The following is an 18,830-nucleotide window of genomic DNA, read 5'->3' as shown; positions in this document are numbered from 1 at the left end:
ACGGAGGTGGGGGGTCACTGCTCGTCCTCGAGCAGCCAACAGGCGGCGGCCTGGTCGCCGACCTGAAGCAAGGGGGGACGCTGCTCCCGGCAGCGGTCCATCACGAAGGGGCAGCGTGGGGCGAACCGGCAACCCGTCACCTCTTGGGAGACGTCGACCGGCTCTGCGTCCCCGACGACCTGGACCCGCCGGTTCAGTCCGCTGCCCTTGTGGTGCGCCGGGTCGGGGGCGGAGGCCACCAGCAGCCGGGTGTAGGGGTGCCTGGGGTTCTGCACCACGTCGTCGGTCGGCCCCTGTTCGACGATCCGGCCGCCGTACATCACCATGATCCGGTCGGAGATGTAGCGCGCCGATGCGATGTCGTGGGTGATGTAGAGAATGGCCACCCGCTCGGAATCTCGCAGGTCGCGCAACAGGTTCAGGATGTCGAGGCGGATGGAGGCATCGAGCATCGAGGTGGGCTCGTCGGCGAGCAGGAGCCGAGGCCGCACGGCCAGCGCCCGAGCGATCGCCACCCGCTGTCGTTGCCCACCCGACAGGGAGGTGGGGTAGGCGTCCACGAACTGTTCGGGCGGGGTGAGGTTCACCTTCGCGAGAAGTTCTGCGACGAGCTCCCTCTCGTTACGACGCCCTTTGGCTCGTCCGTGGATGCGCAGGGCGCGGCCCAAGATGTGACGCAAGGGTTTGAGGGTGTTCAGCGAGGCGAAGGGATCCTGATAGATCATCTGCACGTTGCCGTAGTAACGCACCTTGTCGCGCTGGCGGCGCGGGAGTTCCTTCCCGGCCACGACGAGGTCCCCGGAGGTGGGCGGGTGGAGGAGAGCCAACATCCGCGCCAAGGTGGTCTTGCCCGATCCGGACTCCCCGACCAATGCCACGATGGTGCCGGGTTCGATGTCGAAGTCGACCTCCTCAACGGCTCGGATCGTGGTTCGACCTCCTCCGCGTGACCGTCCCTGGAAGTGCCTGGTCAGCCTTCTCGCGCTGACGATCGGCCCTCCGGAAGGCGACGGGCCGGAACCCGGCAGGCCCGGCGGGTTGGCGGGCAGGGTGGCCGTCATCGCTGCGCTCCTTCCATGGTCGAGGCCAGGAGGGCCTCGGAATCGACCGCGACGGCATCTGGCCTGGCGGCATCCTCGTCCTGCCGCCGGGTCTCGTCCCGATCGAGCGGGTGCAGGCAGGCGGCCAGGCCGGGCTCGCCGGCCCCGGTCGTCGGCATCGTCCTCAACTCGGGTCGAAGGGCCAGACAGTCGTCCTGCGCGTGCGGGCACCTCGGCGCGAAGGCGCAACCGACAGGTAGATTCAGCAGGTTCGGCGGCGTCCCAGGGATGCCGGTGAGTCGACGCACCGGTTCGCTCAGCGGAGGGAAGGCGTTGCGCAGGCCCTGGGTGTACGGGTGCCGTGGGTGGGCGTAGATCTCGGCCGCGTCGCCCACCTCGACCACACGGCCGCCGTACATGATGGCGATCCGGTCAGAGATCTCGAGCAACAGCGAGAGGTCGTGGGTCACCATGATGATGGCAAAACCCAATCGCTCCTGCAGGGCCAGTACCTGGTCGAGGATCGTGCGCTGCATGACGACGTCGACCGCAGTGGTCGGCTCGTCCATCACCACGAGGTCGGGGTCGCACGCCAGCGCCAGGGCGATCAGGGAACGTTGCCGCATACCGCCGGAGAGCTGGTGGGGATACGCGGTGGCGTAGTCGGGAGCGATGCCGACCATGCGCAGGAGTTCCGTGATGCGCTCGTCGACCTGACCGCGGGTCATCGTCGGGTTCTTGAGTGTGATCACGTCGGCGAACTGGGCGCGCAGACGCATCACGGGATTGAGGCAGGCCATCGCGGACTGCATCACGATTGACAGGTCGGACCACCGCAACGGTGACATCGCCCGTTCATCGAGGCGGACGAGGTCGACGGGTGGTCTCCCACCCCCTCGATGGAAGATCACCTCACCCCCCGAGGTCACGGCCGGGGTGCGTTGCAGGCGCAGCAGAGCGGTCAGCAGGGTCGACTTGCCCGAGGCCGACTCGCCTGCGATGCCCAGGATCTCGCCGCGGCGCACGGTCAGGGTGACGTCGTCGCAGGCAGGCACCTCGCCGGCCTCGGTGAGGTAGCGCACCGAGAGGTTGCGGATCTCGAGCAGGGGGCCGGTGTGGTGATCCCGCTCAGCCGGCAGCGTCTGGTCGGTGGGGGTCATCGGGTCACCGCCCCAGTGACCGGCCGGACTTCATGGTGGGAACCCTTCCGGGTGCGCTTGAAGAACTGGCGCACCAGTACCTCCTGCTTGGAGTTGAGGACCGGATTGACGATCTCGTCGATGCCGAAGTTGATGAGGGCGGTGCTCAGTCCGAGCAGGGCGATGGCGATGCCGGGCGGGGCGAACCACCACCAGTAGCCACGAAAGAGCGCGTTCTGGCCCTCGGCGTAGGCGATCTCGGTGCCCCAGGAAACAGTTTCCGGGTCGCCGATGCCCAGGAAAGCCATCGACGCCTGGGTGAAGACGCCGTAGACGAAGGCCGTCAGGAACATGCTGGACGCCACGCCGTTGAGATGGGGTGCGACCTCGACCGCGATGATCCGCCAGCGTGACTCACCGGTCGTCCGCAGGGCCGCGGTGAAGTCTCGTCCGCGCAGGCTCATGGCTTGGGCGCGGATGCGGCGCGCCCCACCGGGCCACTCGAAGGCGCCGATGATCAGGGAGACCGACAGCCAGTCGAGTTTCTGCACGTAGCCGGCGATGATCAGCGTGACGGCGAAGCTCGGCATGGTCAGGAACAGGTTGGTGAAGGTGTTCAGCACCTTGTCGGCCCAGCCCCCGATGAATCCCGCCCAGGTGCCGATCACCACACTCAGCGCCGTGGCGATCGTTCCCGAGGCGAGACCGACGAGCAGGGAGCCACGTGCCCCCCAGACGATGCGGGCGAGCACGTCCTGACCGGACGAGGTGGTGCCGAGCCAGTGTTGTGCGCTCGGCGGCATGCCGGCGTTTGCGGTGTCGAGCTCAAGCGGGTCGAGGCCGAGGAAGGTGGAGCACAGCCATGGGCCGACCGTCGCCATCAATGCGAAGAAGGCCATCAGCGCGATGCCAGCCCGCACCATCGGCAGTCCCAGAAATCTTCTGGTCATCAGGCGTCTCCTTCTCGGGTGCGGGGATCGAGCAGCACGTAGATCGAGTCGGCGATGAAATTGGCAGCCAAGGTGAGGAACACCGTCATCAGCAGGATCGCCTGCATCACCGGGTAGTCACGCTGACCGATGGCATTGCCCAACAAGTTGCCCATGCCCGGGTAGACGAAGACAGACTCGACCAACACGATTGAGCCGAGGAGTCCGCCCACTGCTTGGGCCAGGCCCGTGACGTTGGGCAGGATGGCGTTGCGTGCGGCGTAGCGCATCAGGACCACCCACCGCGAGAGCCCCTTGGCTCGGGCAAGCGTGACGTAGTCCTCGCTGGTGGTGGCGATGGTCATGTTGCGCATGCTGAACAACCATCCTGCGAATCCCACGATGACAAGCACCAACGCTGGCAGCGTCCCGTGGGTGACCACCGAGGTGAGGAAGGGGCCGTTTGCCCAGGAGTGGTTGCGCTGCTCGGCGTCGTATCCACCCTGGGCCGGGAAGTAGTAGTTGCGGTAGGCGAAGAACCAGGCCGCCATGATCGCGAGCCAGAAAGCCGGGATCGAGTGGAAGAACATCAACACCGGGGTGAAGGCCTTGTCGGCCATGCCCGAGGGCTTCCACCCGAGCCAGGCCCCCAGCAGGGTGCCGATCAGCCAGGCGAGCACCAGCGTGATCAGTCCGAGGCCGAGCGTCCATGGCAAGGTCTGGGCCAGCAGTTCTGAAACGGGAGTCGGGTACTGCATGACGGACCTGCCCAGGTCACCGCGCGCCAATTGGGTGAGGTAATCGACGAACTGCAGGGGTAGTGGGCGGTTGGGATCGCCGTACAGGGCATAGATGTTGTCGATCAGGTATTGAGGTGGCGGCGCACCCGTGGCCTGCTGGATCCGAAGGAACATGTCCTGCACCGGATCCCCCGGCATCAGCCGGGGAAGCATGAAATTCATCACCACGGCCAGGACGGCGGTACCCGTGTAGATACCCAGTCGGCGACCCAGGAAGACCAGCCACTGGGGCATCCCTCGGGGCCCTGGACGCTGCGCAGCCTCAGCCCGGGACCCCCCGTCTGTCTTCGCGTCCACGCTCACGTCGTCTCCCGGCTTCGTTGCTCGTCGGGGTACATCTTGCACACAATCAATAAGTAAGTAAATAATCAACCAAGACAGGGAGCGACACCCATCGATCACCACGGCGGTGACGGGGTGGCTTCAGGAAAGATGGGCCCCATGACCCACCCGTCGAGCATCGGAGGCGCTCCGCAGCGCCTGATGCGCCAGGTCAACGACCGTGTCTTCTGCGAGCTCCTGGCACAGCATGGTCCATCGACGCGGCCGCAACTTGCCCGATTGGCTGGACTTTCGAGTCCAGCGGCGCTCAATGTGATTGAGCGGCTGCAGGCCGAAGGACTGGTGGTGGCCGATGGCTTCGACGAGGCCAGCCGTCCCGGCCCCAAAGCGGCCAAGTTCACCCTGGCGGCCGACCTCGGACTGGCCACGGCCGTCGAGGTGCACGGAGACGTGCTCCTCGTCAGCCATTCCCCGCTGGGCTCGACCCAGGCACTGGGCCACGACGTGGAACTCGATCGTGACCGAAGGCTCGACGACGCCATCGTCGAGGCGGTGAACGCGACCATCCCCCCTGAGTCGTACCGGCACCACGCCGTGTCGATCGCCCTGCCGGGCGCCGTCGACCCGCTCACTGGCGACGTGCTCTTCTCGACCGAGCAGCCCCGCTGGGTTGCGGGCACCGCCCATCGGATCGCGCAGCGCCTCGAGGGAGCCCACGTCGCCTTCGACAACGAGGTGAACTTCAGGGCCATCGCCGAAAAGTTGCACGGGGTGGCCGCCGATGCCGAGGACTACGTGCTGGTGAGCTTGGGCAGTGGCGTAGGCGCTGCCGTGGTGCTCAGCGGCCGGGTTCATCGGGGCGCCCACGGCGCGGCCGGCGAGATCGGGTTCATGCACACGGGCGAAGCCGGCCAGACGCCCTACCAGGACCGTGCGGGTGCCTGGAACCTGGCGCACACCGTCGGGCGCGAGCACAGCCCCGGGCATGCGTGGCTCGATGAGATCACCGGCAGCGAGCCCTTGGGCTCACCGGTCTGGGATGCGCTGGCCGAGCGGATCGCACCCGGCATCGTCAACATCGCCACCACGCTCGACCCGGAACTGGTCATCCTGGCCGGGGAGACCTCGCGCGTTGCCGGGGAGTCGCTGCGCGCGGCCCTCGAGGCCATCCTGCGCACGACCCTGCACTGGCCCCCGCCGATGGTGCGCTCCAGTGACCTGGGGGACGAAGCCGTGCGCCTGGGAGCCTTGGACGAAGCCCGTTCGGCCCTGGCACGCGCCGCCTTCATTCCGCAGCGCTGACACAGGACTAGGACAGAACGAGGAAGGCCCCCGACCATGTGGTCGGGGGCCTGCCTGGTGGCTGTCAGCCGAAGGGCGGTCAGTTGCCGCCGGTCAGCTTGTCGCGCAGGGCCTGCAGCGCCTCGTCCGAAGCGAGCGAACCAGCGCCCGGCTCCTCGGTCGATGCGAAGCTCGTCGTGGTGGCCGACTCGGTGGCAGCGTTCTGGTCGGCCTGCTCGGCCTCCTCGACCTGACGCTTGTGCGCCTCCCAACGGGACTGCGCCTCGGCGTACTGGGACTCCCAGGCACGCTGCTGCTCCTCGTAGCCTTCCTTCCACTCGTTGGACTCCGGATCGAAGCCCTCGGGGTAGATGTAGTTGCCCTGGTCGTCGTAGCTCGCGGTCATGCCGTACAGCGAGGGGTCGAAGTCGTCAGCGGCGACGTCGACACCGGCGTTGGCCTGCTTGAGCGACAGCGAGATACGGCGACGCTCGAGGTCGATGTCGATGATCTTGACCATGACCTCGTCGTTGACAGTGACGACCTGCTCGGGGATCTCGACGTGACGCTCAGCGAGCTCAGAGACGTGCACCAAGCCCTCGATGCCCTCCTCGACGCGGACGAACGCACCGAAGGGCACCAGCTTGGTGACCTTGCCGGGCACGATCTGGCCGATGGCGTGGATGCGTGCGAAGGTCTGCCACGGGTCTTCCTGGGTGGCCTTCAGCGACAGCGAGACACGCTCGCGGTCCATGTCGACCTCCAGCACCTCGACGGTGACCGGGGTACCGACCTCGACGACCTCGGACGGGTGGTCGATGTGCTTCCACGACAACTCCGAGACGTGCACCAGACCGTCGACCCCACCGAGGTCGACGAAGGCACCGAAGTTGACGATCGAGGAGACGACGCCCTTGCGGATCTGGCCCTTCTGCAGCTGGGTGAGGAAGTTCTGGCGAACCTCGCTCTGGGTCTGCTCGAGCCAGGCACGGCGAGACAGCACGACATTGTTGCGGTGCTTGTCGAGCTCGATGATCTTGGCCTCGAGCTCCATGCCGACGTAGGGCTGCAGGTCACGGACGCGACGCATCTCGACCAGCGATGCGGGCAGGAAGCCGCGCAGACCGATGTCGACGATCAGACCACCCTTGACCACCTCGATGACGGTGCCGGTGACGACGCCGTCCTCCTCCTTGACCTTCTCGATCGTGCCCCAGGCGCGCTCGTACTGAGCCCGCTTCTTCGACAGGATCAGGCGGCCTTCCTTGTCTTCCTTCTGCTGGACGAGAGCCTCGATCTCGTCGCCGACCTGGACGACCTCGAAGGGGTCCACGTCGTGCTTGATGGAAAGTTCCTTGGAAGGAATGACGCCCTCGGTCTTGTAACCGATGTCGAGCAGGACTTCGTCGCGGTCAACCTTGACGACGGTGCCGGTGACGATGTCACCGTCATTGAAGTACTTGATGGTGGCGTCGACGGCGGCCAGGAAGGCTTCCGGCGAGCCGAGGTCGTCAAAGGCGACCTGGGTCGAGGCCTCAGTGGAGGAGGTCATGTAGTAGGTGCTCCGATGGTTGGACAATGCTGATGACGCACCATCACCCTGCGGCTACTTGGAAGTCTCCCCCCACCGCAGACCCACTCACTCGGTACGGAACAGGACAGGTCACAGTGCCCGTCCAGAGTACTCGCGGTCAACCGCGAGGGTCAATCCGGGCTTGCCCGCACTCGGTACGCTGATGCGCGAGCGAGGCATGGCTCCGCGCAGACCCTTGAACCGGGTGCCACACGGCGTCCGGCAGCACGACAGCAGCGATCCACCACACTCCCGTCCGCAGCACCCCCGACCACGCAGCCACCCGAGAGGACCACGACGACCATGGCCGACCAGGCCCCCGTGCCAGCCAGTCCGCAGCCAGACGGCGTCCCCGGACGCGGCCGGTCGTCCAGCCCTGGACGGGGACCCTCCCGCCTGGTCGTGCTGCTGGTGGTCCTGGTGATCCTGGTGGGGGCTGGCTTCGCGATCTGGCGAGCGACGAACCGGCAACCGGGAGTCGCGGCGCCGCCGGCCAGCCCGGAGACCAGCACCTCCGCGACCATCGTTGCCCCGACACCGGAGTCCCCGACTAGCTCCGGCACCACGCCTGCCCAACCGACTCCGACTGCCTCCTCGTCCACACCGTTGCCGCCCGGCTGCAGCAGCCCGACCGCCCCGATGGACGATCCGCAGCGGCTGTCGATCGAGTCGATGAAGGTCGACTCCCCCATGCTGTCGCTGGGACTGGACGAGAGCGGGTCGGCGGCTGCCCCACCCAAGGACCAACCCCGCACCGTCGGCTGGTTCGACCAAGGTCCCAAGCTCGGTTCGGGTCAGGGCCACGCCGTGCTGACCATCCACACGTACCGCAATGGCAACGCCCTGGGAAACGAGTTGGCCGACCCGAACTCGGGACTGCGACCCGGGGCCCTGGTGAGGGTCAGCGACGGGCGCGGGAACACCGTCTGCTACACCTTCAGCCGCTCCACCAAGGTGTGGGTCAAGGACTACGACCCCAACTCGACCGTGCTCTACGACGACGCGGGGGCCCCCGAGGCGATCATCGTCATCTGCTGGGACTTCAACCGGGCCACGGCCGCGTGGGACTCGCGCATCCTGTTCCACCTCACACCAGTCGCCCCTTCCGCCTGACTCCAGCCCTGACCTGTCCGGCCCCGCAGCTGCGCGGCCCCGGCCCGACCACCCCGCGCCTGCCTAGAGTGGGCTCATGCGGCGCAGCAGCACGACCCCCCTCCCCTCCGACCTGGCCGAGGAGTTGACGCGGCTGTTGGGCCGGGCACGTGTGCGCACCTCGCCGCTCGACCGGGCCACCACCGCCGTCGACGCCAGCCACTTCCTGCTCACCCCCCAGGCCTCCTTGGTCGCGGCCGACGCCTCGCAGGTGGCGACGATCCTGGGGGTGGCCACCCGCCATCGCACGTCGGTCACCTTCCGGGCCGGGGGCACGTCCCTGTCCGGGCAGGCGCAGTCGTCCGCACTGCTCGTCGACGTGCGTCGCGGGTTCCGCTCCATGGAACTGTTGGACGAGGGCGCCCGCCGGGTTCGGCTCGGCCCCGGTATGACCGTGCGCGAGGTCAACTCCCGGCTGGCCAGGCACGGACGCAAACTCGGCCCCGACCCCGCCTCGGAGGTGGCCTGCACCGTCGGCGGGGTGGTGGCCAACAATTCCTCCGGCATGACCTGCGGGGTCGAGCAGAACTCCTACCGCACGGTGGATTCCATGGTGGTGGTGCTGGCCTCCGGCACCGTGCTCGACACCGGTGCCCCCGACGCAGATGCCCAGTTGGCGGCGGACGAACCGGCCCTGCACTCCCTCCTGGTGTCCCTGTCGGCGCAGGCGCGGCGAGCCGACCTCGCCGAGGAGATCGGACGACAGTTCGCCCGCAAGAACACCATGGGCTATGGACTGAACGCACTCGTCGACCACGACTCCCCCGCCAAGGCGCTCGAGCACCTGATGGTGGGCTCCGAGGGGACGCTCGGGTTCATCGCATCGGTGGTGATGAACACCGTGCCCCTGCTGCCCCATGTCTCGACGGCCTTGTTGACCTTCGGATCGCTCCACGAGGCCACCGCGGTCGTCCCCCACCTGCGGCAGACCGGCCCAGCCGTGATCGAACTGCTGGACGAGACCTCACTTGCCGTGTGCCGCACCGACCCGGCGCACGCCGCCGTGCTGCCCGGGGCCCGCCATGGCGAAGCCGCGCTCCTGGTGGAGTTCCAGTCCGCGAGCCCCGACCGGCTCGACGCCGACGTGGCCGACGCCTGCGACCAGCTCGGTCTGGCCAGGGCCGAGTTCTCGTTCGACGCACGGCGCCGCTCGGGGCTGTGGGCGCTTCGCAAGGGGCTGTACGCCAAGGTCGCCGGCGCTCGCGCCAGCGGCACCACGGCCCTGCTGGAGGACATCGCCGTACCCGTCCCCTCGTTGGCACAGGTCTGCAGCGACTTGACCCAGCTCTGCCGCGACCGACTGGGAGCGGCTCCGGTGATCTTCGGACACGCCAAGGACGGCAACCTCCACTTCCTCGTGACGGAGGACTTCCGCACCGCCGACGCGGTGTCACGGCAGCGTGAGTTCACCGAGGGTCTCGTGCAGCTGGTGCTGGATGCCGCCGGAACCCTCAAGGCCGAGCACGGCACGGGACGCATCATGGCTCCCTTCGTGGAGCGGCAGTACGGCCCGGAGCTGTACACGATGATGCGCTCGCTGAAACAGGCCCTCGACCCGGCGGGCATCATGAACCCCGGGGCCGTCATCACCGATGATCCAGAACTGCACCTGCGTGACTTCAAGACCACTCCCACCGTCCAGTCCGAGGTGGACCGCTGCGTGGAATGTGGGTACTGCGAACCCGTCTGCCCCAGCGAGTTCCTCACCCTCACCCCGCGCCAGCGGATCGTGGCCCAACGGGCCATCGTCGACGCCGACGAGGCGGGCGACCACGAGCTGGCCGACCGGCTCCGCCGCGACCAGACCTATCCGGTGACCGAGACCTGCGCGGTCGACGGCATGTGTGCCACCACCTGCCCCGTGGGCATCAACACCGGCGACCTGGTGCGCCGCCTGCGTCGGGAGTCGCAGACCCCGCTCACCGGGGCCGGGTGGCACGTGGCCGCCCACGCGTGGGGACCCTTCACCCGACTGTCGTCGATGGGGATGACGGCGGCCGATCGGCTGCCGACGCCGGTGGTGACCACGCCGCTGGCCCTGGGGCGGCGTCTGCTGGGCGATGACGCGGTGCCCCAGCTGTCGGCGGAGTTGCCACCCGGTGGAGTCGGCCGCCGACCACGACCGAGCAGCCGCCCTGATGCTGTCTACCTGCCGTCGTGCGTGCAGACCATGTTCGGCCAACGGGACGGCTCCACCCTGCAGTCGGCCGTCGAGTCGGTGCTCTCACGGCTCGGCGTGCAGGTCCTGGTACCCGACGAGGTGGAGTCCTTGTGCTGCGCCACTCCGTGGAAGTCGAAGGGTCACGGGCGTGGGCAGCAGGTGATGGACGACCGCGTGACCCATGTGCTCGAGCGAGCCACTCGGGGCGGCGAACTGGTCGTGATCTCCGATGCGGCCTCGTGCACCGAGGGGCTGAGGGTTGCCGCCAACGCGTTGGGAGCCCGGCTCACCATCGTCGATGTGGTGGAATTCGTGGCTGACCGTGCCACGTCGCTGCCCCCGGTACCGCGGGTGGCCCGTGCCCTGCTGCACCCCACCTGTGCGACCACCCAGGTGGGGCTCGACGTCCAGCTACGGTCCCTGGCCGCATTGGTCGCCGACGACGTGGTCGTGCCCGACGCGTGGCGGTGCTGCGGGTTCGCCGGGGACCGCGGACTGCTGCACCCAGAACTCACGCAGGCCGCCACCCGTGACATGGTCGAGGAGATCGGACGACAGGACGAGGGTCACCGGCACGGGTCAGCGCACGACTTCGACCTGTACCTGTCGGCCAACCGCACCTGCGAACTGGGCGTGGGACGAGCCCTGGGGGTCGAGTACGAGCACGTGTTGCTGGCCCTCGACCGGGCCCTCAGTGGGCGGCCTCGTGCCAGGAAGCCCCGACCCCGACGCTGACGTCCAGTGGCACGGTGAGGTCCATGGCGTGACCCATCGTCTGTCGGACGAGGGCTTCCAGCCGGTCGCGTTCCCCCGGCGCCACCTCGAGGACCAGTTCGTCGTGCACCTGCAACAGGATGCGGGACGAGAACTCCTGCTCGACCAGGCTCTCGTGCAGGCGCAGCATGGCCACCTTGATGACATCGGCCGCCGATCCCTGGATGGGCGCGTTGAGCGCCATCCGCTCGGCCATCTCGCGGCGCTGCCGGTTCGACGAGGTGAGGTCGGGCAGGTAACGACGGCGCCCCAGCAGGGTCTCGGTGAACCCGGTCTTGCGGGCCTCACCGACCACCGACTGCAGGTAGTCGCGCACCTCCCCGAAGCGGGAGAAGTAGTCGTCCATCAGACCCTTGGCCTCGCTGGTGGTGATCCCCAACTGGTTCGACAGGCCGAAGGCGCTCAACCCGTAGGCGAGGCCGTAGTTCATGGCCTTGATCTTGGCGCGCATCTCGCCCGAGACCTGGTCGGCCTCGACGTGGAACACCTTGGAGGCCGTCTCGGTGTGGAAGTCCCGCCCCGAACGGAATGCTTCGATCAGGCCGTCGTCCTCGCTGACGTGAGCCATGATGCGCATCTCGATCTGGGAGTAGTCGGCCGTCATCAGCGACTCGAAGCCACGGCCCACGACGAAGCCCTCGCGGATCCGACGTCCCTCTTCGGTGCGGATGGGGATGTTCTGCAGGTTGGGGTCGGTGGACGACAGCCTGCCGGTGGCAGCGATGGTCTGCACATAGGTCGTGTGGATCCGACCGTCGTCGGCCACGGACTTGAGCAGGCCGTCGACGGTCTGGCGCAGGCGGATGGCGTCACGGTGCGCCAGCAGGTGCGCCAGGAAGGGGTGCTCGGTCTTGGCGAACAATCCCTCCAGCGCATCGGCGTCGGTCGTCCAGCCCGACTTGGTCTTGCGTGTCTTGGGCATGTTGAGTTCGTCGAACAGCACCGCCTGCAACTGCTTGGGTGAACCGAGGTTGATCGGTTTCCCGATGACGGCGTAGGCGTCCTGCTCGGCGGCAACCACCTTGGCGTCGAACTCGGAGCGCAGCCGGTCGAGCAGGGTCACGTCGACCGCGATCCCCACCCTCTCCATGCCGGCCAGGATCCGCTCGAGTGGGACCTCCACCTCGGCCAACAGTTCCGCACCGTCCTGGTTGGCCAACTCGGTGGCCAGCGCGTCGGACAGGTCGATCACCGCCCTGGCCCGCACCATCGACTCGCGCGCGGCCTGCAGCGAGGAACCGTCGTCCTCACCGAAGTCCAGGGTGAGTTGGTCGTCGTCGTCGACCGCCCCCGACTCGACGCGCAGTTCACGCCTGAGGTGGCGCAGCGCCAGGTCTGCCAGGTCGAACGTGCGCTGGTCGGGGCGTAGGAGGTAGGCGGCCAGCACCGTGTCATTGACCACGCCTCGCAGTTCCCACCCGCGCGCCCAGCACGCCAGCATCGGTCCCTTGGCCTCGTGCAGCGCCTTCCCGCAGGACTCGTCGGCCAACCAGTCGGCCAGGGCAGCGTCGTCCTCGGGGGTGAGGTCGGTGGTGACGATGTGGCAGGCCTCGCCGTCGGCGCTGGCCAACGAGAGCTCCTTGACGTCGCCCGTGCCGCTTCCCCAGTGGCCGATCACGTCGAGCCCCGTGACCGTGTCGCCACGGGCGTGACGATCGAGCCAGGCGGCCAGTTCACCGGGACGGAGCACCTCGCCGATGAGTTCGAACCCCTGCTCGGCCTCGGGCTCCTCGCCGTGCTGCGGGAGCGCCTCGAGCAGTCGGTCGCGAAGCACGCGGAACTCCAGCCCGTCGAAGAGGGTGTGCACGGCCTCACGGTCCCAGTCCTGACGGCGAAGCTCGTCGAGGCCGAAGGGCAACTCGAGATCTTCCACCAGCGCGTTGAGGCGCCGATTTCGCACGACGTCGTCAAGATGGGCGCGCAACGACTCACCCGCCTTGCCCGGGATCTGTTCAGCGCGGGCCACGATGTTCTCGAGACCGTCGAACTGGGCGATCCACTTGGCCGCGGTCTTCGGCCCCACCCCGGGCACCCCGGGCAGGTTGTCGGAGGTCTCGCCGACCAGCGCCGCCAGTTCGGCGTAGCGCGCCGGGGTGACGAAGTACTTCTCCTCGATCGCCACTGGGGTCATGCGGGCCAGATCTGAGACCCCCTTGCGGGGATAGAGCACCGTCACGTGGTCGTTGACCAACTGCAGTGAGTCCCGGTCACCGGTGCAGATGTAGACATCGGCGCTGCCGGCCAACTGTTTGGCCATCGAGGCGATCAGGTCGTCGGCCTCGTACCCCTCGCGGTCGAGGTGGACGATGTTGAGGGCGTCGAGCACCTCCTTGATGAGTTGCACCTGGCCGGTGAACTCCTCGGGTGACTTCGAACGGTTCGCCTTGTACTCCGCGTACTGCTCCGTGCGGAAGGTCTGCCGGGAGCGGTCGAAGGCCACCGCCACGTGGGTGGGTTGCTCGTCGCGCAGCACGTTGATCAGCATGGACGTGAACCCGTACACGGCATTGGTGTGCTGGCCCGTCGAGGTCGAGAAGTTCTCGACCGGCAACGCGAAGAACGCCCGATAGGCGATCGAGTGACCGTCGATGAGCAGGAGCCGTGGGGTCTCATTCACACCCGCGACTCTAGCGAGCGACACCCACATTTTCCCCAGCCCGAGGCCCAGCCACTAGCCTCGGCGCATGACGCCGACGTTGCCCGAGTGGGCCGACCACTACCACAGCGCCCTCGACGACCGGATGGGGATCGAACTGGTCGAACTGTCCGCGCAGCGGGTGGTGGCCCGCTACCCCGTCGCCGGCAACACCCAACCGATGGGACTGTGGCACGGGGGCGCATCGGCGGTGGTGGTCGAGACCCTCGCCTCGTTGGGGGCCTTCGCCCACGCGCGGGAACAGGGGAAGGCAGCGGTGGGGGTTGACCTCAGTGTGACCCACCACCGGCCCGTCCGGTCCGGTTGGGTGACGGGCACCGCAGTACCGCTGCACGTGGGCCGCACCACCACCAGTTGGGAAGTGGTGATCACCGACGAGAACCACCGCAGGGTTGCCACCGGCCGATTGACCTGTCAGTTCGTCCAGATGGGCTGAGCCGACAGGAGGGCCCGGGCCGGTGACCGTGGTGAGGTGCCCGTGGCCTCAGTCGTCGGACTTCGTCCTGGCCTTGGCCTTCGACTTCGAGAACTGAGTGATGACCCCTTCGGCCACCTCACGCATCGACTTGCGCATGTCCATGGCGGTCTTCTGGATCCAGCGGAAGGCCTCGGCTTCAGACAGGTCGAGAGCCTCCTGCAGCAGTCCCTTGGCCTGGTCGATGGCCTTGCGGGAGGCCAGTCTGTCCTCGAGGTCAGCGACCTCGTCCTCGATCGAGCGGATCTCCTGGAACCGCCCCATCGCGATCTCGATGGCGGGCACCACGTCGGAGGCGTCGAACGGCTTCACCACGTAGGCCATGGCGCCGGCCTCACGGGCCCGTTCAACCAGGTCACGCTGGCTGAAGGCGGTCAGCATGACCACCGGGGCGATGCGCTCCTCGGCGATCTTCTCGGCAGCGGTGATCCCGTCCATGACGGGCATCTTCACGTCCATCACGACCAGGTCGGGCTCGAGTTCACGGGCCAGCTCAAGGGCCTGCTGGCCGTCGCCGGCCTGACCGACGACGTCGTATCCCTCGTCGGTGAGCAGTTCCACCAGGTCCATCCGGATCAGGGCCTCGTCCTCGGCGACCAACACCCTGGGACGGGGACGCTGCGGGGTGGTGGTGCTCGGCTCAGCCACGATGCTTGCTCCTCTGGTTCCTGGCACCCACTCGTGTGGCGAGGGGGGCGCTGCGCCCGACACTACTGCCCGACGCCCGGGTCGAGCGCCGATTGAAGTGCGGACGATCCGTGGTGCCCGGGAGGGGAGTCGAACCCCTACGGTCTTTCGACCAGACGGGTTTGAGCCGTCCGCGTATGCCATTCCGCCACCCGGGCGAGCAGCATGGACGATTGTAGCCACACCTGGAGGGGTGAGGCATTCCGGCCCCATGACGAGGGAGGCGCCCCCACCGAGGTGGGGGCGCCGCCCTTCAGTCGTCCCGCTGACGGACCTTTGTGTCAGGGTCGTCGTCAGCGTGTCATCGTGGTTGTGGGTGTCAGGCCTGCGGCTCGGTGATCCGGTGCACGCGCAGGGCGTTGGTCTTGCCGGGCACACCCATCGGTGAACCGGAGACGATCAGCACCCTGTCCCCGACCTGCACGAGGCCCTGCTGCAGCAGCACGTCGTTGATGTGGGCGACGGCCTCGTCCTTGTCGTCGTAGGACGGGGTGAGCACTGTCTGCACACCCCACGACAGCATCATCCGCTGGCAGGTGTCCTCGTCGGGGGTGAAGGCCACCATGGGAATGGTGGGGCGGAGTCGGGCCAGACGACGTGCGGTGTCACCCGACTTGGTGAGCGCGACCAGCAACTTGGCGTCGAGCCGCTTCGCCACGTCGTAGGCGGCCATCACGACCACGCCACCGGTGGTGTGCGGATCCCACTCGAGTTCCTGGATCTGGTCGAGACCGTGGGTCTCGGTGTTCTCGACGATCCGGGCCATGGTCTGCACGGTGACGATCGGGAACTTGCCCACCGAGGTCTCACCCGAGAGCATGACCGCGTCGGCACCGTCGAGCACCGCGTTGGCCACGTCGGAGGCCTCGGCGCGGGTCGGGCGCGGGTTGTCGATCATCGACTCGAGCATCTGGGTGGCAACGATCACGGGCTTGGCCCAGCGGCGCGCCTGGTTGACGATGCGCTTCTGCACCAGGGGCACCTCTTCGAGGGGCAGCTCCACGCCGAGGTCACCGCGGGCGACCATGACGGCGTCGAAGGCGTCGACGATGGAGTCGAGGTTCTGCACCGCCTGGGGCTTCTCGAGCTTGGCGATGACGGGGACTCGGCGGCCCTCCTCGTCCATGATCTCGTGCACCCGGGTGACGTCGTCGGCAGAGCGGACGAAGGACAGCGCGACCATGTCGACACCCTTGCCCAGCGCCCAGCGGAGATCGGCCTCGTCCTTGTCGCTCAGGGCGGGCACGCTGACGGCAACCCCGGGAAGGTTGATTCCCTTGTTGTTGCTGACGGGGCCGGGGACGACGGTCTCACAGATGACGTCGGTGTCGGTGACCTCGATCGCCTTCAGCATGACCTTGCCGTCGTCGATCAGCAGCAGGTCGCCGGGCTTCACGTCACCGGGAAGGCCCTTGAAGGTGGTGGAGCAACGCTCGACCGTTCCCTCGATGTCGTCGGTGGTGATGGTGAACTTCTGGCCGACCTCGAGGTAGTGCTTCTCACCGCCCTCGAACTTGCCCAGGCGGATCTTGGGGCCCTGCAGGTCGGCAAGGACCGCCACCCGCTTGCCGGCGGCCTTCGCCGCGGCCCGGGTGAGATTGAGCCGGTTCTCATGCTCGGAGTAATCCCCGTGGCTCATGTTCAGGCGGGCGACGTTCATCCCCGCGGCGACCAGTTCTTCCATACGCTCGGGCGACTCGACAGCCGGGCCCAGCGTGCACACGATCTTTGCTCTACGCACAGGCACAACCTACCCGAGACCGCTGGGGCCCAAGAACGGGTTCACCGAATGGCTGCCCAGCGTTGGCGCTGCCGTCAGCCGGCGGCGATGATGTCGAGTGCCCTCTGCAGGTCGTCCGGATAGGGCGAGACGAACTCGACCCAGTCGCCCTCGGTGGGGTGCACGAAGCCCAGTTTGTGGGCATGCAGCCACTGCCGATCCAGTCCCAGCCGGGCGGCCAGCACGGGGTCGGAGCCGTAGAGGGGGTCCCCGATGCAGGGGTGGTGCAGGGCACTCATGTGCACGCGGATCTGGTGGGTGCGGCCCGTCTCGAGGTGGATCTCGAGCAGGGTCGCCGACCGGAAGGCCTCGATCGTCTGGTAGTGGGTGATGGATCGACGCCCGCCCTCCATCACCGCCATCTTCCAGTCGTGGTGCGGGTGGCGACCGATGGGCGCGTCGATGGTGCCCTCGAAGGGGTCGGGGTGGCCCTGCACCAAGGCGTGGTAGGTCTTGTCGACGGTCCGGTCACGGAATGCCTGCTTGAGCACGGTGTAGGCCCGCTCCGACTTGGCCACCACCATCAGCCCCGACGTGCCCACGTCGAGGCGTTGGACGATCCCCTGCCGCTCCGCGGCCCCGCTCGTCGAGATGCGGAACCCGGCCCCGGCGAGGTGCTCGACGACCGAGGGACCCTCCCACCCCACGGAGGGATGGGCAGCCACGCCGACCGGCTTGTCGACCACCACGATGTCGGCGTCGTCGTGGACGATGCGCACCCCCTCGACCATCTGGGGAGTGATCGTCGCGCTGCGGGCCGGGCTGTCGAGATCGATCTCGAGCAGCTCACCGCCGACCACCTTGACGGAGGCCTTCTCGACCGGCATGCCTGCCAGCACCACCCCACCGGCCGTGATCAGGTCGGCGACCCGGGATCGCGAGAGTCCGGTCATCCGCGCAGCGGCGGCATCGATCCGCTCCCCGGCCAGACCGTCGGGAACCAGCATGACCGCCATCAGGGCTGCCCCGACGAGACGTGGTCGACAGGTCTGGCTGCCTGCTCACGAGGGTGGGGGCGCAGCGACAACAGGATCATCAGGCCAGCCGCCGAGGTGAGACACATGTCGGCGACGTTGAAGACCGGGAAGGTACCGAAGGAGAGGAAATCGATCACGTGCCCACGGAAGGGGGAGGGATCGCGCACCACCCGGTCGATGAAGTTGCCACCCACCCCCGCGATGCCCAGACCGACGACCACCGCCATTCCCACGCTCCTGACGCGCGGCGCGATGACGAACACGAGCAGCGCCAGCACCACCAGGGCGAGGACGGAGAAGAACAGCGTCGAGGAGGTGCCCAGGGAGAAGGCTGCTCCGGGGTTGAACACCAGCCACAGGCGGAAGAATCCGCCGAGGAACTCCGGTGGGTCACGCGGGTCGAGATGGGTCAACGCCACCTGCTTGGTGATCTGGTCGGTCACCAGCAGTAGCACCGCGATCACTGCCAGGAGAACCCGGGGACGAACCCTGGGCGATCCACCGGGGTCGACGAGCTCAGGATCAGACAAGCTCAGTGCCCACGCGCTCAGCGACGCTCGGAGCGCTGCTTGCAGGTGACGCACATGGTTGCACGCGGGAACGCCTGCAACCGAGCCTTGCCGATCGGGTTGCCACAGTTCTCGCACAGCCCGTAGTCGCCCGAGTCGAACAAGCGCAGGGCCAGCTGTGCCTGGTCGAGCATCTCGCGAGAGTTCTGCGCCAGCGACAGCTCTTGGTCGCGCTCGAAGTTGGACGAGCCGACGTCGGCGGGATCGCGACCAGCTCCGTCGCTGCCCTCCTTGAGGATGTCGGCCAGCTCCTCCTCGTGCTGGCGGATCTTCTTGTTGAGCTGCGCGATCTCGGCGACCAGTTCATCGCGCACCTCCGCGATTTCAGCCTCTGTCCACGGCTCTTCGCCGTCACGGACGGGAAGAGTCACCGCGGTGGACTTCGCCTTGCTGGTCATGGCCGAATCCTCTCTGAGTCAGCCGCGCCCGTCGGGGCGCGGAGAGTGAAGGCTACACCACCCACGGCGCAGGTCAAGGGCAGGTGGCGGCTGACCGACACGCACCCCTTCACCCGGACGGTGATCGGCCCCGTTCCCTGCGGAACGGGGCCGAGTC

Annotated in this window: 15 protein-coding genes and 1 tRNA gene; 4 read left to right on the top strand and 12 right to left on the bottom strand. The window is 67.7% G+C overall.

The features are described 5' to 3' along the window. Positions 1 to 14: 14 nt before the first annotated feature. Genes H507_RS15040 through H507_RS0105685 form a run of 4 tightly spaced genes read right to left on the bottom strand, consistent with a single transcriptional unit; the run spans position 15 to position 4,142 of the window. The gene (locus H507_RS15040) at positions 15 to 1,061 is read right to left on the bottom strand and encodes an ABC transporter ATP-binding protein (RefSeq protein ID WP_022909762.1); all 1,047 of its coding nucleotides are present in this window, start codon (positions 1,059 to 1,061) and stop codon (positions 15 to 17) included. Then, on the bottom strand, positions 1,058 to 2,200 hold the full coding sequence (locus H507_RS15035) for an ABC transporter ATP-binding protein (protein WP_022909761.1): 1,143 nt from the start codon (positions 2,198 to 2,200) through the stop codon (positions 1,058 to 1,060). Before H507_RS15035 ends, H507_RS15040 begins: the two co-directional genes overlap by 4 nt. Further along, positions 2,197 to 3,129: an ABC transporter permease gene (locus H507_RS15030; protein ID WP_022909760.1), complete on the bottom strand. Its 933-nt coding sequence runs from the start codon at positions 3,127 to 3,129 to the stop codon at positions 2,197 to 2,199. Before H507_RS15030 ends, H507_RS15035 begins: the two co-directional genes overlap by 4 nt. Beyond that, complete coding sequence (locus tag H507_RS0105685; RefSeq protein ID WP_022909759.1) at positions 3,129 to 4,142, bottom strand: ABC transporter permease; 1,014 nt, start codon at positions 4,140 to 4,142, stop codon at positions 3,129 to 3,131. Before H507_RS0105685 ends, H507_RS15030 begins: the two co-directional genes overlap by 1 nt. 207 nt (positions 4,143 to 4,349) lie before the next feature. Here H507_RS0105685 and H507_RS0105680 point away from each other — a divergent pair, with 207 nt between their 5' ends. Beyond that, positions 4,350 to 5,492 (top strand): ROK family protein, encoded by a 1,143-nt coding sequence (locus tag H507_RS0105680; RefSeq protein ID WP_026377834.1) that lies wholly within the window; start codon positions 4,350 to 4,352, stop codon positions 5,490 to 5,492. Positions 5,493 to 5,571: 79 nt separating this feature from the next. On the opposite strand, the gene rpsA is transcribed toward H507_RS0105680, so the two are convergent. Then, positions 5,572 to 7,023, bottom strand: coding sequence for a 30S ribosomal protein S1 (gene rpsA, locus H507_RS0105675; RefSeq protein ID WP_026377833.1), 1,452 nt, complete (start codon positions 7,021 to 7,023; stop codon positions 5,572 to 5,574). Between the two features lie 324 nt (positions 7,024 to 7,347). Here rpsA and H507_RS18235 point away from each other — a divergent pair, with 324 nt between their 5' ends. Together H507_RS18235 and H507_RS15025 are read left to right on the top strand one after the other, a co-directional pair. Further along, positions 7,348 to 8,157: a hypothetical protein gene (locus H507_RS18235; protein ID WP_022909756.1), complete on the top strand. Its 810-nt coding sequence runs from the start codon at positions 7,348 to 7,350 to the stop codon at positions 8,155 to 8,157. A 76-nt stretch (positions 8,158 to 8,233) separates the two neighbouring features. Beyond that, positions 8,234 to 11,092 (top strand): FAD-binding and (Fe-S)-binding domain-containing protein, encoded by a 2,859-nt coding sequence (locus tag H507_RS15025; RefSeq protein WP_022909755.1) that lies wholly within the window; start codon positions 8,234 to 8,236, stop codon positions 11,090 to 11,092. Here H507_RS15025 and polA read toward each other — a convergent pair. Continuing rightward, positions 11,049 to 13,778, bottom strand: a complete 2,730-nt coding sequence (gene polA, locus H507_RS0105660) for a DNA polymerase I (RefSeq protein ID WP_051139642.1) — start codon at positions 13,776 to 13,778, stop codon at positions 11,049 to 11,051. The two genes, H507_RS15025 and polA, sit on opposite strands and share 44 nt — an antisense overlap. 37 nt (positions 13,779 to 13,815) lie before the next feature. Between polA and H507_RS0105655 the strand changes: the two genes are divergently transcribed. Then, positions 13,816 to 14,223 (top strand): PaaI family thioesterase, encoded by a 408-nt coding sequence (locus H507_RS0105655; protein WP_051139641.1) that lies wholly within the window; start codon positions 13,816 to 13,818, stop codon positions 14,221 to 14,223. Between the two features lie 48 nt (positions 14,224 to 14,271). Here the strand turns inward: H507_RS0105655 and H507_RS15020 are convergent, their stop codons facing one another. From H507_RS15020 to H507_RS0105625, 6 genes are all read right to left on the bottom strand, one after another. Beyond that, positions 14,272 to 14,910, bottom strand: a complete 639-nt coding sequence (locus tag H507_RS15020) for an ANTAR domain-containing response regulator (protein ID WP_022909752.1) — start codon at positions 14,908 to 14,910, stop codon at positions 14,272 to 14,274. Positions 14,911 to 15,021: 111 nt separating this feature from the next. Further along, positions 15,022 to 15,107 (bottom strand) — tRNA-Leu (locus H507_RS0105645). Between the two features lie 161 nt (positions 15,108 to 15,268). After that, the gene (pyk, locus tag H507_RS0105640) at positions 15,269 to 16,690 is read right to left on the bottom strand and encodes a pyruvate kinase (protein ID WP_022909751.1); all 1,422 of its coding nucleotides are present in this window, start codon (positions 16,688 to 16,690) and stop codon (positions 15,269 to 15,271) included. A gap of 74 nt (positions 16,691 to 16,764) precedes the next feature. Continuing rightward, positions 16,765 to 17,685, bottom strand: a complete 921-nt coding sequence (locus H507_RS0105635) for an RluA family pseudouridine synthase (RefSeq protein ID WP_022909750.1) — start codon at positions 17,683 to 17,685, stop codon at positions 16,765 to 16,767. Further along, positions 17,685 to 18,236 (bottom strand): signal peptidase II, encoded by a 552-nt coding sequence (gene lspA / locus H507_RS15015; protein WP_022909749.1) that lies wholly within the window; start codon positions 18,234 to 18,236, stop codon positions 17,685 to 17,687. Before lspA ends, H507_RS0105635 begins: the two co-directional genes overlap by 1 nt. Before the next feature lie 17 nt (positions 18,237 to 18,253). Further along, positions 18,254 to 18,673, bottom strand: coding sequence for a TraR/DksA family transcriptional regulator (locus H507_RS0105625; RefSeq protein ID WP_022909748.1), 420 nt, complete (start codon positions 18,671 to 18,673; stop codon positions 18,254 to 18,256). Positions 18,674 to 18,830 lie beyond the last annotated feature (157 nt).

Source organism: Aestuariimicrobium kwangyangense DSM 21549 (assembly GCF_000421525.1).
Classification (GTDB): domain Bacteria; phylum Actinomycetota; class Actinomycetes; order Propionibacteriales; family Propionibacteriaceae; genus Aestuariimicrobium; species Aestuariimicrobium kwangyangense.
The sequence above is the reverse complement of the archived record's forward strand: the minus strand, read 5'-3'. Positions and strand labels throughout refer to the sequence as shown.